The following is a 16712-nucleotide window of genomic DNA, read 5'->3' as shown; positions in this document are numbered from 1 at the left end:
CAACGCAATAGTCTATGAGTAGGCTGCTGACTCGAGGCATGAACGCTTCGATCGGCCGGGAAGATTCGCCCCCCTGCCGCATGGACTATTGAGGAGCTCGCATGACCAAACAAAACGCCTTTACCCGGGAAGACCTGCTGCGCTGCAGTCGTGGTGAGCTGTTCGGCCCGGGTAACGCGCAACTGCCCGCCCCGAACATGCTGATGGTCGATCGCATCACCCTGATCTCCGAAGAGGGTGGCAAGTACGGCAAAGGTGAATTGGTCGCCGAGCTGGATATCACTCCAGACCTGTGGTTCTTCGCCTGCCACTTCGAAGGTGATCCGGTGATGCCGGGCTGCCTGGGCCTCGATGCCATGTGGCAACTGGTCGGTTTCTTCCTCGGCTGGCAAGGCCTGCCGGGCCGCGGTCGCGCCCTGGGTTCGGGCGAAGTGAAATTCTTTGGCCAGGTACTGCCGACCGCCAAGAAAGTCACCTATAACATCCATATCAAACGCGTCCTCAAAGGCAAACTGAACATGGCCATCGCCGATGGTTCCGTGACTGTCGACGGCCGCGAAATCTATACCGCCGAAGGCCTTCGGGTCGGCGTTTTCACCTCCACTGACAACTTCTAAGGGTTATCCGCATGCGCCGCGTCGTTATCACTGGTCTGGGCATCGTTTCGTGCCTGGGCAATGACAAAGAGACCGTCTCCGCTAACCTGCGTGCAAGCCGCCCTGGCATCCGGTTCAACCCGGAATATGCCGAAATGGGTCTGCGTAGCCAGGTTTCCGGCTCCATTGACCTTCCCCTCGAAGAGCTGATCGATCGCAAGATCTATCGCTTCGTCGGCCACGCGGCGGCTTACGCCTACCTGGCCATGAAAGATGCCATCGCAGACTCCGGCCTGACCGAAGAGCAAGTTTCCAACCCGCGTACCGGCCTGATCGCCGGTTCCGGTGGTGCCTCCACGCTGAACCAGATGGAAGCGCTGGACATCCTGCGCGAGAAAGGCGTCAAGCGCGTCGGCCCATACCGCGTAACGCGGACCATGAGCAGCACTGTTTCCGCTTGCCTGGCCACCCCGTTCAAGATCAAGGGCCTGAACTACTCCATCGCTTCTGCCTGCGCCACCAGTGCTCACTGCATCGGTACCGCCATGGAACAGATCCAGATGGGCAAGCAGGACATCGTATTCGCCGGCGGCGGTGAAGAAGAGCACTGGAGCCAGTCGTTCCTGTTCGACGCCATGGGCGCCCTGTCCAGCCAGTACAACGAAACCCCGGAAAAAGCTTCCCGTGCCTACGACGCCAAGCGTGACGGTTTCGTCATCGCCGGCGGTGGCGGCATGGTCGTGGTCGAAGAGCTGGAACACGCTCTGGCCCGCGGCGCGAAGATCTACGCGGAAATCGTTGGCTACGGCGCGACCTCCGACGGCTACGACATGGTCGCCCCAAGCGGCGAAGGCGCCATCCGCTGCATGCAGATGGCCATGTCCACCGTTGACGCACCGATCGACTACCTGAACACCCACGGCACCTCGACTCCGGTCGGCGACGTGATGGAAATGAAAGGTGTGCGTGAAGTGTTCGGCGACAACGCTCCGGCCATCAGCTCCACCAAGAGCCTGTCGGGTCACTCCCTGGGCGCCGCCGGCGTTCACGAAGCGATCTACTGCATGCTGATGATGGAAGGCAACTTCATGGCGGGTTCCGCCAACATCGACGAACTGGACCCGGAAGTGGCAGACATGCCAATCCTGACCAAGACTCGCGAAGACGCCACCATCAACACCGTGATGAGCAACAGCTTCGGCTTCGGTGGCACCAACGCCACGCTGGTACTGAAGCGCTGGCAGGGTAAGTAATACCCGCCTACGCCACACATAAAAACGCCCCGACTGGTTCGGGGCGTTTTTTTTGGCCAGGTTTTATCTACGGCCAGACAGCCCTTGAAACATGAAACATTTGTCATGGAACTCAACAGCCTGCGACTGAATGTCGCGTATTTCGCGGGCTGCAGCACTTTCTCCGTTTTTGAAAAAGTCCGTTACCGATTTCAGTCGTTTACTTAGCCAGCTAACAAAACTTATAACAAAGGCCTGCACACGCCTTGCTGCAGATAACAGAGATTGGAGCTAGCAGATGACTGTAAAAGTAACTGAACGCGACGATTCACATATGTCCCATGAAGGCATCGCCGCCGGTATCCGCATCTGGGATGTACATCAACAAGACCTGCTGGTCGGGATGTTCCACTCCGAGACCGAAGCCCACCAATACAAGGCCGAACTGGAATCACTGGAGCAGCAACGCGAAGCGCGTTCTGCATAACCACCGCATTGAAAATGACAAACCCCGCCATGAGCGGGGTTTGTCGTTGTTGCAGCTGCTAACGGCTTACCACATCAGATCGTCAGGAATCTGATAGGCCGCGTACGGATCGTCTTCGGTGCTGACTTCTTCTGTCTTCACATTCAGCTGCACGATGCGCTGTGGGTCGCGCTCCTGAATCTTCAGGGCCGCTTCACGAGGGATCACTTCATAACCGCCAGCGTGATGCACGATCGCCAGGGAACCGCTGCTGAGCTTGTTGCGCATCAGGGTGTTGACGGAGATACGCTTGACCTTTTTGTCGTCGACGAAGTTGTAGTAGTCCTCGGTGTTCAGCTTGGGCAGGCGCGAGACTTCGATCAATTGCTTGACCTGGGCGGCTCGGGCCTTCTGCTCGGCCTTCTCCTGCTGCTGACGGTTGAGCTCCTGATCGCGCTTGACCTTCTCGGCCATGGCTTCCTGAGCCGCACGCTGCTGGGAGTCATCGAGTTCGATCTGGCCTTTGTGGGCCAGACGCTGTTGTTTCTGTTTTTCTTTGCCGACCTGTTTGGCCTGCTTTTGGTTGACCAGCCCTGCTTTGAGCAACTGGTCGCGAAGGGAAAGGCTCATGGTGCTTACTCACTTAGGCAACAGCTCAGCCGCAGCTGGGCAAATTCTTTTCCTGACGTTTGGCTTCGCCCCACAAGGCGTCCAACTCTTCGAGGGTGCAATCTTCTATGGGACGGTGGGTGTCGCGCAATGCCTGTTCGATAAATCGGAAGCGTCTTTCAAATTTTGTGTTCGCGCCACGCAGTGCGGTTTCCGGATCGACCTTGAGGTGACGCGCCAGATTGACCACGGAAAACAGCAGGTCGCCGACTTCATCGGCAATCGCCGCCGAGTCATTGTCGGCCATGGCTTCAAGCACTTCATCGAGCTCTTCGCGAACCTTGTCGAGCACCGGCAAGGCGTCCGGCCAATCGAACCCGACCTGCCCTGCGCGCTTCTGCAGTTTTGCCGAACGGGACAACGCCGGCAGTGCCGCGGGTACGTCATCGAGCAAGGACAACTGCTCCGGCGCCGAAGACTTCTCGGCGCGTTCTTCGGCCTTGATCTCTTCCCAGCGTTGCTTGACCTGCTCTTCATTCAGACGCGGGACGTCCAGCGGCGCGTACAGATCCCCGGTGGGAAATACGTGAGGATGACGGCGGATCAACTTGCGCGTGATGCTGTCGACCACGCCAGCGAATTCGAAGCGCCCTTCTTCCCGAGCCAGTTGGCTGTAATAAACCACCTGGAACAACAAGTCGCCCAACTCACCCTGCAAGTGATCGAAATCGCCGCGTTCAATAGCATCGGCAACTTCGTAGGCTTCTTCCAGGGTGTGCGGGACGATGGTGGCGTAGGTTTGCTTGATGTCCCACGGGCAGCCGTACTGCGGGTCGCGCAGACGGTTCATCAGGTGCAGCAGGTCTTCAAGTGAATACATCAATCAATCTCTGCGAGAACCTGTGGGAACCTGGCTTGTCGGATCGCCGCACCGCCGCGATCCGACAAGCCAGCCCCACAAAAGCTTGGCGGCCACAAAAAAGTGAACGCCTTACGGTGTGCGGTTACGGCGGGTTTCGATGATGTTCGGCAACTGGGAAATACGCCCCAGCAACCGCCCCAGCGCATCCAGCCCCGGAATCTCGATGGTCAGGGACATCAACGCAGTGTTGTCCTCTTTGTTCGAGCGGGTGTTGACCGCCAGCACGTTGATCCGCTCGTTGAGCAGCACCTGCGACACGTCACGCAGCAGACCGGAACGGTCGTAAGCGCGAATGATGATGTCCACCGGATAGGTGAGCACCGGCACCGGCCCCCAGCTGACCTGGATGATCCGCTCCGGCTCGCGCCCGGCCAGTTGCAGCACCGAGGCGCAGTCCTGACGGTGGATGCTCACGCCACGGCCCTGGGTGATGTAACCGACGATGGCGTCCCCCGGCAACGGCTGGCAGCAGCCGGCCATCTGGGTCATCAGGTTGCCGACGCCCTGGATCTGGATATCGCCGCGCTTGCCCGGTTTATAGCCGGTGGCTTTGCGCGGGATCAGCTCCAGCTGTTCGTTGCCGCGTTCCGGCTCGACCAGTTGCTGCGCCAGGTTCACCAGTTGCGCCAGGCGCAAATCGCCTGCGCCCAACGCAGCGAACATGTCCTCGGCGGTCTTCATGTTGGCCTTTTCGGCCAACTTGTCGAAATCCACCTGCGGCAGGCCGAGGCGATTGAGTTCGCGCTCGATCAAGGTTTTACCGGCCGCAACGTTCTGATCGCGGGCTTGCAGCTTGAACCAGTGAACAATCTTCGCCCGCGCCCGTGACGTGGTGATGTAGCCCAGGTTCGGGTTCAGCCAGTCGCGGCTCGGGGTGCCGTGCTTGCTGGTGATGATCTCGACCTGTTCACCGGTTTGCAGGCTGTAGTTGAGCGGCACGATGCGCCCGTTGATCTTGGCGCCGCGGCAGTTGTGACCGATTTCGGTGTGCACGCGGTAAGCGAAGTCCAGCGGTGTCGCGCCCTTCGGCAAGTCGATGGCATGACCGTCGGGAGTGAAGATATAAACCCGGTCCGGCTCGATATCGACCCGCAGCTGTTCGGCAAGGCCGCCGATATCGCCCAGCTCTTCGTGCCACTCGAGAACCTGACGCAGCCAGGAGATTTTCTCTTCGTAGTGGTTCGAGCCGGACTTGACGTCGGTGCCCTTGTATCGCCAGTGCGCGCAAACCCCCAGCTCGGCTTCTTCGTGCATGGCGTGGGTGCGGATCTGCACTTCCAGTACCTTGCCTTCAGGGCCGATTACCGCGGTGTGCAGCGAGCGGTAGCCATTCTCTTTCGGGTTGGCGATGTAGTCGTCGAATTCTTTCGGGATGTGCCGCCACAGGGTGTGGACGATGCCGAGCGCGGTGTAGCAGTCGCGCATTTCCGGCACCAGCACGCGAACGGCGCGCACGTCGTAGATCTGGCTGAACTCCAGACCCTTGCGCTGCATTTTGCGCCAGATCGAATAGATGTGTTTGGCACGGCCGCTGATGTCAGCCTCGACGCCGGTGGCCTGCAACTCGTTCTTGAGCTGGGTCATCACATCGCTGATGAAGCGCTCGCGATCCAGCCGTCGCTCATGGAGCAACTTGGCGATCTGCTTGTACTGGTCGGGCTCGAGGTAACGGAAGGACAAGTCCTCCAGCTCCCACTTGATATGACCGATACCGAGGCGGTGAGCCAGCGGCGCGTAGATGTCGAAGACTTCACGGGCGACGCGGTTACGCTTCTCGTCGTCGGCGGTTTTCACCGCGCGGATCGCGCAGGTGCGTTCGGCCAGTTTGATCAGCGCGACGCGCACGTCGTCGACCATGGCCACGAGCATCTTGCGCAGGTTTTCCACCTGGCCTTGGGTGCCCATCACCATGGATTTACGCGGACTCAGACTGTCGCTGATCGCCGCCATGCGTTGCACGCCGTCAATCAGTTTGGCGACCACCGGGCCGAAGCGCTGGCTGACCGCCGGCAACTGGATCTGGCCTTCGCGCACGCCGCGGTATAAGACTGCCGCGACCAACGAATCCTGATCGAGTTTGAGGTCGGCGAGAATCTCGGCGATCTCAAGGCCGGTGCGGAAACTCGAGGTCCCTTCGGACCACAGGTTTTTCGCCGCATTGGCTTGTTGTTCGGCCTCGCGAGCGAACTCGCAGGCTTCTTTCAAGGCTTCGCGATCCAGTGCCGTATCGATACTGACCGCGTGATCGAGCCAAGCCTCGAGATTGATACTGCCGTCAGTGTTGATCGGCTGGTGTGCTCTCACCTGTACCATCTTGCTTTACCTTCCCTACGACGCAGATTCAATGCGTCAAATCGCTGACCTTCATTGTCCGGGCGCCCCGCCGGGCTGATGCGTGGCGGCACGGACGGTCAGTCGGACCAGACGAGCCATCCTAGCTCGCTTCAAATAACGCCATGGCCTCGACATGCGCCGTTTGAGGAAACATATCGAGAATCCCGGCACGTTTTAACCGGTAGCCCTGCTTGATCAATTCGACCGTGTCGCGCGCCAGAGTTGCAGGGTTGCACGACACATAAACCAATCGTTCGGCCCCCAGGGACGCAAGCTTGCGCACCACCTCGAAAGCACCGTCGCGAGGTGGGTCCAAGAGTACCGCACAAAAGCCTTCGCTGGCCCATTCGGCATCAGCCAAAGGCTGGGATAAATCGGCCTGAAAAAATTTCGCGTTATGCAAATTATTACTAGCGGCATTCGCGGCGGCCCGCTCGACCATGGCCTGCACACCTTCCACCGCCACCACTTCACGAACGGTCCTGGCCAGCGGCAAGGCAAAGTTGCCCAACCCGCAGAACAGGTCCAGAACCCGCTCATCGGCTTTCGGCGCCAACCATTCCAGCGCCTGAGCGACCATCGCTTCGTTGACCCCGGCGTTGACCTGGATGAAATCTCCAGGCCGATACGCCAGGTTCAAGTCCCACGGTTCAAGGCGATAGCCCAGGGTCTGATCGGCCTCGACCGGTTGCGGCTCGCCGTCGCCATGCAGCCACAACTGGGCCTCATGGAGCGCGCAGAATTGCTTGAGGATCGTCATATCGGCTTCGGACAACGGCGCCATGTGCCGCAGCAATACCGCCAATGACGAACCGCTGAACAATTCCACATGCCCCAGTGCCTGAGGTTTGCTCAAGCGCCGCAGCATATCCGGCAAGCGGGTCATGATCGGTTGCAAGGGCTGTACCAGCACCGGGCACTCGTTGATGGCGACGATGTCCTGGCTGCCCGCTGCGCGGAAACCGACTTCGAGTTTTTTCGCCTTCATGTCCCAACGCACCGCCACCCGGGCACGACGCCGGTAGCCGAATTCCGGACCGCTCAATGGCGTAGCCCACTCTTCGGGTTCGACGCCGGCAACCCTCGACAATTGCTCGGCGAGCATGCGCTGTTTCAGGGCGAGTTGTTCGTTGTGGGGCAGATGCTGCACGCTGCAACCACCGCAGCGACCGGCATGGGCGCACGGTGCCGGGCGGCGCAATTGGCTGGCCTGGAACACCCGCTCGGTACGCGCCTCGACCACTTTACCGTGGGCACCCAAGACCCGCGCCTCGACCTCTTCACCGGCCAAGGCACCGATAACGAACCAGGTGCGACCTTCAAAAAATGCGATACCGCGACCGTCATTAGCCAGGCGCTCGATGGTCAAACGCTGCTTTTTGCCGGTCGGGACTTGCGGGGCCTTGCTGCCGCCCGTGGGCTGGAAGCGCAGGCCTCTCTCTTGCTTGGCCATCAGTTTGGCGCGTCGAAAATGCCGGTCGACAAGTAACGGTCGCCACGGTCACAGATGATCGCGACAATCACCGCGTTTTCAACTTCTTTGGACAGGCGCAGCATCGCCGCCACTGCACCGCCCGAAGACACGCCGCAGAAAATGCCTTCTTCGCGCGCCAGACGACGGGTCACGTCCTCGGCCTCGCTTTGCGCCATGTCGACGATCCGGTCCACGCGATCGGCCTGATAAATCTTTGGCAGGTATTCCTGCGGCCAGCGGCGGATGCCCGGAATTGCCGAGCCTTCCATGGGTTGCAGACCGATGATCTGCACGTTCTCGTTCTGTTCTTTCAGGTAGCGCGAGACACCCATGATGGTGCCGGTGGTGCCCATCGAGCTGACGAAATGCGTGATGGTGCCCTGGGTCTGACGCCAGATTTCCGGACCGGTGGTGGTGTAGTGCGCCTCGGGGTTGTCACCGTTGGCGAACTGATCGAGCACCTTGCCACGGCCTTCGGCTTCCATTCGCTGGGCGAGGTCGCGCGCGCCTTCCATGCCTTCTTCCTGGCTGACCAGAATCAGCTCGGCGCCATAGGCCGTCATCGCGGCTTTACGCTCGGCGCTGGAGTTGTCCGGCATGATCAGGATCATCTTGTAACCCTTGATCGCGGCGGCCATGGCCAGGGCAATCCCGGTGTTACCCGAAGTCGCTTCGATCAGCGTGTCGCCGACGTGGATCTGCCCGCGCAATTCGGCGCGGGTGATCATCGACAGCGCCGGACGATCCTTGACCGAACCCGCCGGGTTGTTCCCTTCGAGCTTGAGCAAAAGCGTGTTGCTGGTGACGCCAGGCAGGCGCTGCAAACGGACCAGCGGAGTGTTGCCGACGCAATCGGCGATGGTTGGGTACTGCAAGGTCATGGCGTATTCGCAATCCGGACTGCGGGGGCGCCTATCATACCGGCAAACGTGCGCAGGCCATATCACGCAAAGTAAGGGGCTTATGGCTTATGGGAATAAGCACTTCACTCCTCTTCTCCTTGTGCAATATTCAATACATAAAACTCATGCAATTTGGCCTGCAGCAGCTGTTTGTCCGGAAGCTGGACCTGGTATTCAGCGATCAACGCTGGCGACAGGCTGCGGTTAAGGGCGTATTCGACCACTTCGTCATCCTTACTGGCGCAGAGCAACACACCGATGGCCGGGTTTTCGTGGGGTTTGCGCTCCTTGCGATCCAGCGCTTCCAAATAGAAGTTCAGCTTGCCCAAATACTCCGGCTTAAAACGACCGACCTTAAGCTCAATGGCTACAAGACAATTAAGGCCACGGTGGAAGAACAGCAGGTCCAGGGAAAAATCACACCCACCCACTTGAAGCGGATACTCGGAACCGACAAAGCAGAAATCGCGGCCAAGCTCGCTCAGGAATTCTTTGAGGCGCGCCATCAACCCTTTATGCAGATCAGTTTCGGCATGGCCACCCGGCAGGTCGAGAAACTCGAGCATGTAGGCGTCGCGGAATATCTCAAGCGCTGCCGGGTGGGCTTGTCTCAGCACTGCTGAGATTTTTGCTGGTTGGGTCACGCTTCGTTCAAACAGTGCGGTTTTGAACTGACGCTCTAGTTCGCGCTTCGACCATTTTTCCTGAACTGCCAAACGCACGTAGAACTCCCGCTCTTCCGGCCGTTTACTCTGGCTGAAAATGATCAGGTTATGCGACCAGGACAATTGTCGCACCAGTGGTGCGACTTTCTCTTCAGCGTGATAAGTCTCATAGAACTGGCGCATGCGAAACAAGTTCGACCGGGTAAACCCGCGCAACCCCGGTTGAGTCTGAGCCAGATGCTCAGCCAGTTGGCTGACCACAGAATCGCCCCACTCAGCCTGTTCCAGCTTGCGGCTGATGTAAGCACCGACCTGCCAATACAGCTCGATCAACTGGGTATTCACCGCCTGCATGGCCTGCTGTTTGGCATTTTGAATCAGCGCAAGCACTTCATTGAAACGGTCGTCGTGTGCGTTGCCGGGGACGCTGGATGCATTCATACCGAACTCCTGGAGGACGAGGAAAAACGCGAGTCTATTCCGTCAAGTCAGGCTTAAGATGTCGGCGATACCCTTTAAGAAAGGTCGTACAAAATAACGGGAACGCTCCGGCAAAATCAGCAAGCCTCTTCGCGGCCGGGGTTGATCACGCAATTTGTGGTCGACACATATCAATTGTGGGAGCGGGGGCGTCATCATTGTCGCCATGGAGATCAGCCAATAACAGCATATTCAGCCGTAAGCCCCGCCCTGCATTCTCCGCCCAAAGCCGCCCGCCCTGCCGCTGCACCGCATTCCTCGCAATGCTCAACCCCAATCCGAACCCACCCTCCCCCGGCCGTGAGCCGTCGAGCCGGATGAACGGCGCGAAGATTCGCTCAAGATCCTCGTCAGCCACCCCACCGCCCTCGTCCTCCAGCCACAGGTGCCAAAAGTCGCCATCACGCCGGCCACCGAACATCACGGCACCGCCCTGCGGTGAATGACGAATGGCATTGCGCAGAATGTTTTCCAGCGCCTGGGCCAGGGTATTGAGATGGCCGCGCACCCAGCAGGAGGCATCCACCGCACAGTGCAACTGACTCGCCGGCCAGCTGCTTTCATAGCAAGCGTTTTCCGTGAGCATTTCCCACAAAGCCTGGACCTGGATCGCTTCATCGGGCAAAGACGTGCGCTCGGTGTCGAGCCAGGCCAGTTGCAGCGCATCCTCGACCAGGCGCTGCATGCCGTCGACTTCCCGGCTAATGCGCTCGCGCAATTGCTCCAGGTCCTGCTCGCTTTCACAGGCCACCCGCAACCGGCTGAGCGGCGTGCGCAATTCGTGGGACAGATCGCGCAGCAGTTGCTGTTGCAGGACCACCGTGCGGCCCGGCGCGTCAGACCACTTCATCGACCGCACTCAATACGTACCCTTTGCCCCAAACCGTGCGCACTTCACGCTCGGTGTAACCGATGGCCTTGAGCTTGCGGCGAATCTGACTGATGTGCATGTCGAGGCTGCGGTCATGGGGCGCATAACCGCGCTGCAATACCTGCTGATAAAGGAACGCCTTGCTCAACACTTCATCGTCGTTGCGGTTCAGCGTGTCCAGCAAGCGGTACTCGCTGCGGGTCAGGCCGGCCGCGTACTCGCCCCAAAAGACCTCGCCCAGTTCATCGTCAAAACGCAGGCAGTCCGTCGCAGGGGGCGTCGGTATCGGCACTGGTCGACGGTCGAACGCCACCCGCCGCAGGATCGCTTCGATGCGCACCCGCAACTCGGCCATGCTGAAAGGCTTGGGCAGGTAATCGTCGGCCCCGAGGCGAAAACCACTGATGCGATCCGCCTCGGCACCCAGCGCCGACATCAGCACCACTGGCGTGGAATGGCTCTGGCGCAATTGGGTCAACACCGCCAGGCCATCGAGCCCCGGCAACAGAATATCCATCAACACCACATCGAAGGCCTGCTGGCGCGCAATCGCCAGGCCTTCCTGCCCGTTCTGGCACCAGGTCACCTGAAAACCGCAGCGCCCCAGATGCTCATGAACATAAGCACCGAGCACTGGATCGTCTTCGATAGAGAGGATGCGAGGATGGCCAATCGCGATGGGAGTCATGAGTATCTGCAAATAATTCTCAATTGCTGATTATTCAAGATTGCCTCTCCAGGGGCAACCCAAGGTTTGTCTCCCTGGACCAAAGCATTGAACTGACCGACGAATGACGACATCAATTTTACGAAGATTGCCCGCATGCAAATCGCTACACTGCGCAAGTGGCGCGTGCCGGACGCATGTGCAGGTCAATAAACAGCTGGATGCAGGAGAGATGCGTGCTCAAGAAACTGGGAATTAAAGGCCGCGTGCTGTTACTGACCCTGTTGCCGACCACCCTGATGGCGTTGGTCCTGGGCGGCTATTTCACCTGGATGCAGCAATCGGACCTGCAAGCCCAGCTCATGCAACGCGGCGAAATGATCGCCGAACAGCTGGCACCGTTGGTGGCCCCGGCCATGGGTCGCAAAGACAACGAGCTGCTGGAGCGCATCGCCACCCAGTCCCTGGAACAGACCGACGTGCGCGCGGTGACCTTCCTCGCCCCCGACCGCACGCCGCTGGCCCATGCCGGCCCGACCATGCTCAATCAGGCCCCCCTGGGCAACGGTTCACAGTTGCTGCGCCGCAGTGGCAATGACGCCACGCGTTACCTGCTGCCGGTGTTCGGCAAGCACCGCAACCTGGCTGGTGACCTGATCCCCGATGAAGCCGACCGCCTGCTGGGCTGGGTCGAACTCGAACTGTCCCACAACGGCATGCTGCTGCGCGGCTACCGCAGCCTGTTCGCCAGCCTGCTGCTGATCGGCGGAGGCCTGGCCGGTGCGGCGCTGCTGGCGTTACGCATGGGCCGAACCATCAATCGGCCATTGAGCCAGATCAAACAAGCCGTGGCACAACTCAAGGACGGTCACCTGGAAACCCGCCTGCCGCCCCTCGGCAGCCAGGAACTGGATGAACTGGCGTCCGGCATCAACCGCATGGCCGGGACGCTGCAGAACGCTCAGGAAGAATTGCAAAACAGCGTCGACCAGGCCACCGAAGACGTGCGTCAGAATCTGGAAACCATCGAAATCCAGAACATCGAGCTGGATCTGGCGCGCAAGGAAGCCCTGGAGGCGAGCCGGATCAAGTCCGAGTTCCTGGCCAACATGAGCCATGAAATCCGCACGCCGCTCAACGGCATTCTCGGCTTCACGCACCTGCTGCAAAAAAGCGAACTGACGCCGCGCCAGCTCGATTACTTGGGCACCATCGAAAAGTCTGCCGACAGCCTGTTGGGGATCATCAACGAGATTCTCGATTTCTCGAAAATCGAGGCCGGCAAACTGGTGCTCGACCATATTCCGTTCAACCTGCGCGACCTGCTGCAAGACACCCTGAACATCCTCGCCCCGGCCGCCCACGCCAAAGAGCTTGAGCTGGTGAGCCTGGTTTATCGCGATACGCCACTGTCGCTGGTGGGCGATCCGTTGCGACTCAAGCAGATCCTCACCAACCTTGTGAGCAATGCGATCAAGTTCACCCGCGAAGGCACCATCGTCGCCCGGGCGATGCTCGAAGAAGAGCATGAAGACAGCGTGCAACTGCGCATCAGCATTCAGGACACCGGCATCGGTCTGTCGAACCAGGACGTGCGCGCCCTGTTCCAGGCCTTCAGCCAGGCCGATAACTCGTTGTCCCGACAACCCGGCGGCACCGGCCTCGGATTGGTGATTTCCAAACGGCTGATCGAACAAATGGGCGGCGAGATCGGCGTCGACAGCACGCCGGGCGAAGGCTCGGAATTCTGGATCAGCCTGAGCCTGCCCAAAACCCGCGACGACGCCGAAGACCTGCCCGGCCCACCGTTGCTCGGGCAGCGGGTGGCTGTCCTGGAAAACCATGAACTGGCCCGTCAGGCATTGCAGCATCAACTGGAAGACTGCGGCCTGAGCGTCACGCCGTTCAATACCCTGGAAAGCCTGGCCAATGGCGTGACCGGCGCCCACCAGACCGATCAGGCAATCGGCTTGGCGGTGCTCGGCATCACCAGCAACGACATGCCGCCGGAGCGCCTCAACCAGCACATCTGGGACCTTGAACACCTGGGCTGCAGAGTGTTGGTGCTGTGCCCGACCACCGAACTGACGCTGTTCCATCTCTCGGTGCCCAACCCCCACAGCCAGCTCCAGTCCAAACCCGCCTGCACCCGCAAGCTGCGTCGTGCCCTGTCTGATCTGGTCAACCCGCGCCAGCAGCGCAGCGACCCCGCCGAGCCGGTTTCCAGCCGCGCGCCGAAGGTCCTTTGCGTGGACGACAACCCGGCCAACCTGCTGCTGGTGCAAACCCTGCTCGAAGACATGGGCGCCAAGGTGCTCGCGGTAGAAAGCGGTTACGCCGCGGTCAAGGCCGTACAGAACGAGACTTTCGATCTGGTGTTGATGGACGTGCAAATGCCCGGCATGGATGGGCGCCAAAGCACCGAAGCCATTCGCCAATGGGAAAGCGAGCGGCATTGCACGCCACTGCCGGTCGTGGCCCTCACCGCCCATGCGATGGCCAATGAAAAACGCGCATTGCTGCAAAGCGGCATGGACGACTACCTGACCAAACCCATCAGCGAACGGCAACTGGCGCAAGTGGTGTTGAAATGGACGGGCCTGGCGCTGCGCAATCAGGGTCCGGAGCGTAATAGCGATAACAACAGCGGTCATGAACTGCAGGTGCTGGACCACGAAGAAGGCCTGCGCCTGGCGGCCGGCAAGGCCGATCTGGCGGCGGACATGCTGGCCATGCTGCTGGCCTCCCTGGAAGCCGACCGCGAGGCCATCCGCGTGGCTCGTGAAGCCAACGACCAGAACGCCCTGATCGAGCGGGTCCATCGCCTGCACGGCGCAACCCGTTATTGCGGCGTCCCGCAACTGCGCGCCGCCTGCCAGCGCAGCGAAACCCTGCTCAAGCAACAGGACCCGAAAGCCCCCGTCGCGCTGGAAGAACTCGAACGCGCCATCAATCGCCTCGCGGCCCATGCGCGCATCAATGCCTGATGCAGCGCAATAACGCAGGAGGGCCTGAACGCTAAGCTTAAACCCTATGGCAGCTGCCGAAGGCTGCTACGGGGTTTGAGACTTCCAGGAGGACAGCATGCGCACGATTCTTTTCAGCAGCCAGACCTACGACCGCGAGAGTTTTCTCGCCGCCGGCCTGCCCGCCGGCATCGAACTGCATTTCCAGCCGGCACGACTGAGCCTCGACACGGCGGCGCTGGCCGAGCATCACGAGGTGGTCTGCGCCTTCATCAACGATGACCTCAGCGCCCCGGTGCTTGAACGCCTGGCAGCGGGCGGCACACGCCTGATCGCCCTGCGCTCGGCCGGTTACAACCATGTCGACCTCCCGGCGGCGAAGCACCTGGGGCTGACGGTTGTGCGGGTCCCGGCGTACTCGCCCCACGCCGTGGCCGAACACGCGGTGGCGTTGATCCTGGCGCTCAACCGCCGTCTGCACCGCGCCTACAACCGTACCCGCGAGGGCGATTTCAGCCTGCACGGGTTGACCGGCTTCGACCTGGTGAACAAGACCGTCGGCGTGGTCGGCACCGGGCAGATCGGCGCGACCTTTGCGAAGATCATGCACGGCTTCGGCTGCCAATTGCTGGCCTATGATCCCTATCCGAACCCACAGGTCGAAGCCCTCGGCGCGCGCTACCTGAGCTTGCCGCAACTGCTGGCCGAGTCTCAGATCATCAGCCTGCATTGCCCGCTCAACGAGCAGAGCAAACATTTGATCAACCGCGAGTCACTGGCGCACATGCAGCCCGGCGCGATGTTGATCAACACCGGGCGTGGCGGTCTGGTGGACACGCCGGCGCTGATCGATGCGTTGAAAGACGGTCAATTGGGCTATCTGGGGCTCGATGTCTATGAAGAGGAAGCGCAGTTGTTCTTCGAGGACCGCTCCGACCTGCCACTGCAAGACGATGTGCTGGCGCGCCTGCTGACCTTTCCAAACGTGATCATCACCGCACACCAGGCCTTCCTCACTCGCGAAGCCCTGGGCGCGATTGCCGCGACAACTTTGCAGAACATCGCGGCCTGGGCGGCCGGTTCGCCACAGAATCAGGTCGAGCGCTGAACGGCTCAGGCCTTGGACAAGAGGATCATCAGGCCCAGCCAGCCGAAGCCCAGCAAGCGCTGCCCCGTTGAATGCCCGCGACGCAGCAGGAACCAGACAAAAAACGGCGGCAGAAAGAAAATCATCAGTTTCAGCCAGAGTTCCACCGGACGCGGTCCATTGAGCACCGGTGCCGGGACCTCAGCCTGGATTTCGGTTTTTCGTTTACGCCCGAAGGCGGCCGGGGTCACCCGAGGCACACTCTCATTGCTCGGCAAACGCCCGAAAGAAAGCGGTGCTTCCACAGGCGCTGCCGTCGAAGTAGCCGCGTGCACCGTTGCCGCAGGCGCACCGCAATGAATGCAAGCAGGCGCCGTGGAGCTGATGCGTTGCTTGCACTCGTAACATTCGATCAACGCCATTTCTGTTCCTTAGAGATGCAAAAATGGCAGTTTGCCATGGATTAGCAGGCAATTTGAACCTGATCGAAGGTCACATGCCCACGCCATGCTGTGCTGATGCCCGTGCTAGCATATCGCGCATATTTGGAGGACCCATGGTCGAACACGATTTCCGCTACAGCCTGATGAACCCGCAACACACCCTCACCGAATGCCGCGCCCTGGTGCCGGGGCGTTATCAAGTCACCGGCAACGGTGGCTCGATTCGTAACAACGACGTGCTGGTAGTGACCCTCAAAGGCAGCAAGGACTTGTCCATGCGCCTGACCGTCGAAACGGTTCGCCACCTGATCAACCCGCCCGGCCAATGGGTCGCGGTGGCCAGTGGTCCGGTGTTCGGCGAACTGGCGATCCACACCTGGAAAGTCAACTGCGACAGCTGCGCCAAAGAGCTGAGCTTCGAGTTCGCGGTCGACGCCAAGCTGGGCAACAAGGCTGAAAAACCGGCCGCCACCGCACGGATTGCCGAGCTGGGCTGGACCGCAGCCGGCGAAAAACACCTGTGCCCGAAGTGCCAGGAGCCTGCGTGATGAAACGCCTTGCTCTGACCACGATGGTCGGTGCCAGCCTGCTGGGCTGCGCCGCCGAGCCGGTAAAGTTGCAACAGAACCGCAGTTACATTCTGGAGTGGATCGGCGAACGTCCGCTGATGGACTACAGCCACCTGACCATCACGCTCGGTGACGACGGTCGGGCCTACGGTAACGGCGGCTGCAACCACTGGTTCGCGCCGTATTCCCTGGAAGGTGAAAAGCTCAGCTTCGGCAAGATCGGCAGTACCCGCAAACTCTGCGCGCCGGCGTTGATGGAGCAGGAAAAACGCTTCCTGCAGGCGCTGGAAAACGTCCAGCGCTGGGACGTCTCACCGATTGACCAGATGCGCTTCTGGCCGGCCGAAGGCAAGCCATTGCGTTGGTGGCTTGAAGAGGGGTGATTGCCCCTCGTTTGTAGCCAAGTGACTTGTGGCGAGGGGGCAAGCC

Annotated in this window: 15 protein-coding genes and 1 pseudogene; 7 read left to right on the top strand and 9 right to left on the bottom strand. The window is 60.3% G+C overall.

The features are described from left to right. Positions 1-101 precede the first annotated feature (101 nt). The 3 genes from fabA to FFH90_RS08245 all read left to right on the top strand — a co-directional run bounded on the left by fabA (position 102) and on the right by FFH90_RS08245 (position 2315). Positions 102-617, top strand: coding sequence for a 3-hydroxyacyl-[acyl-carrier-protein] dehydratase FabA (gene fabA, locus FFH90_RS08255; protein WP_018926285.1), 516 nt, complete (start codon positions 102-104; stop codon positions 615-617). Between the two features lie 11 nt (positions 618-628). Beyond that, complete coding sequence (fabB, locus tag FFH90_RS08250; protein WP_007937568.1) at positions 629-1849, top strand: beta-ketoacyl-ACP synthase I; 1221 nt, start codon at positions 629-631, stop codon at positions 1847-1849. Between the two features lie 277 nt (positions 1850-2126). Continuing rightward, complete coding sequence (locus tag FFH90_RS08245; RefSeq protein ID WP_018926287.1) at positions 2127-2315, top strand: hypothetical protein; 189 nt, start codon at positions 2127-2129, stop codon at positions 2313-2315. A gap of 66 nt (positions 2316-2381) precedes the next feature. Here FFH90_RS08245 and FFH90_RS08240 read toward each other — a convergent pair whose 3' ends face one another. The 8 genes and pseudogenes from FFH90_RS08240 to FFH90_RS08205 form a co-directional block, all read right to left on the bottom strand. Further along, positions 2382-2924 carry a DUF2058 domain-containing protein gene (locus tag FFH90_RS08240; protein ID WP_018926288.1) on the bottom strand — a complete coding sequence of 181 codons (543 nt, stop codon included), beginning with the start codon at positions 2922-2924 and terminating at the stop codon, positions 2382-2384. Between the two features lie 25 nt (positions 2925-2949). Next, the gene (gene mazG / locus FFH90_RS08235) at positions 2950-3783 is read right to left on the bottom strand and encodes a nucleoside triphosphate pyrophosphohydrolase (RefSeq protein WP_018926289.1); all 834 of its coding nucleotides are present in this window, start codon (positions 3781-3783) and stop codon (positions 2950-2952) included. A 111-nt stretch (positions 3784-3894) separates the two neighbouring features. Then, positions 3895-6138, bottom strand: coding sequence for a GTP diphosphokinase (relA, locus tag FFH90_RS08230; protein WP_018926290.1), 2244 nt, complete (start codon positions 6136-6138; stop codon positions 3895-3897). A 121-nt stretch (positions 6139-6259) separates the two neighbouring features. Beyond that, on the bottom strand, positions 6260-7612 hold the full coding sequence (gene rlmD, locus FFH90_RS08225) for a 23S rRNA (uracil(1939)-C(5))-methyltransferase RlmD (RefSeq protein ID WP_086944571.1): 1353 nt from the start codon (positions 7610-7612) through the stop codon (positions 6260-6262). Next, the gene (gene cysM, locus FFH90_RS08220) at positions 7612-8514 is read right to left on the bottom strand and encodes a cysteine synthase CysM (RefSeq protein WP_018926292.1); all 903 of its coding nucleotides are present in this window, start codon (positions 8512-8514) and stop codon (positions 7612-7614) included. Before cysM ends, rlmD begins: the two co-directional genes overlap by 1 nt. A gap of 104 nt (positions 8515-8618) precedes the next feature. Then, the gene (locus FFH90_RS08215) at positions 8619-9641 is read right to left on the bottom strand and encodes a YhcG family protein (protein WP_086944570.1); all 1023 of its coding nucleotides are present in this window, start codon (positions 9639-9641) and stop codon (positions 8619-8621) included. 145 nt (positions 9642-9786) lie between these two features. Continuing rightward, a pseudogene (locus FFH90_RS08210) lies at positions 9787-10503 on the bottom strand (sensor histidine kinase); the annotation flags it as partial. A gap of 13 nt (positions 10504-10516) precedes the next feature. Continuing rightward, a complete protein-coding gene (locus FFH90_RS08205) occupies positions 10517-11239 on the bottom strand; it encodes a response regulator transcription factor (protein WP_138866973.1) in 723 nt (240 codons plus the stop codon). A gap of 215 nt (positions 11240-11454) precedes the next feature. Here FFH90_RS08205 and FFH90_RS08200 point away from each other — a divergent pair, with 215 nt between their 5' ends. Further along, positions 11455-14205, top strand: coding sequence for a response regulator (locus FFH90_RS08200; RefSeq protein ID WP_018926296.1), 2751 nt, complete (start codon positions 11455-11457; stop codon positions 14203-14205). Between the two features lie 97 nt (positions 14206-14302). Next, entirely contained in the window at positions 14303-15292 is a 990-nt protein-coding gene (locus FFH90_RS08195; RefSeq protein ID WP_138866972.1) for a 2-hydroxyacid dehydrogenase, read from the top strand. A gap of 5 nt (positions 15293-15297) precedes the next feature. On the opposite strand, the gene FFH90_RS08190 is transcribed toward FFH90_RS08195, so the two are convergent. Then, positions 15298-15693 (bottom strand): hypothetical protein, encoded by a 396-nt coding sequence (locus FFH90_RS08190; RefSeq protein WP_111455169.1) that lies wholly within the window; start codon positions 15691-15693, stop codon positions 15298-15300. 134 nt (positions 15694-15827) lie between these two features. Here FFH90_RS08190 and FFH90_RS08185 point away from each other — a divergent pair, with 134 nt between their 5' ends. Then, a complete protein-coding gene (locus FFH90_RS08185) occupies positions 15828-16262 on the top strand; it encodes a hypothetical protein (RefSeq protein ID WP_018926299.1) in 435 nt (144 codons plus the stop codon). Continuing rightward, on the top strand, positions 16262-16666 hold the full coding sequence (locus tag FFH90_RS08180; RefSeq protein ID WP_007937547.1) for an META domain-containing protein: 405 nt from the start codon (positions 16262-16264) through the stop codon (positions 16664-16666). Before FFH90_RS08185 ends, FFH90_RS08180 begins: the two co-directional genes overlap by 1 nt. Positions 16667-16712 lie beyond the last annotated feature (46 nt).

Source organism: Pseudomonas sp. ATCC 43928, from assembly GCF_005938665.2.
Classification (GTDB): Bacteria; Pseudomonadota; Gammaproteobacteria; order Pseudomonadales; family Pseudomonadaceae; genus Aquipseudomonas.
This window is presented reverse-complemented; position numbering and strand designations above follow the sequence as displayed.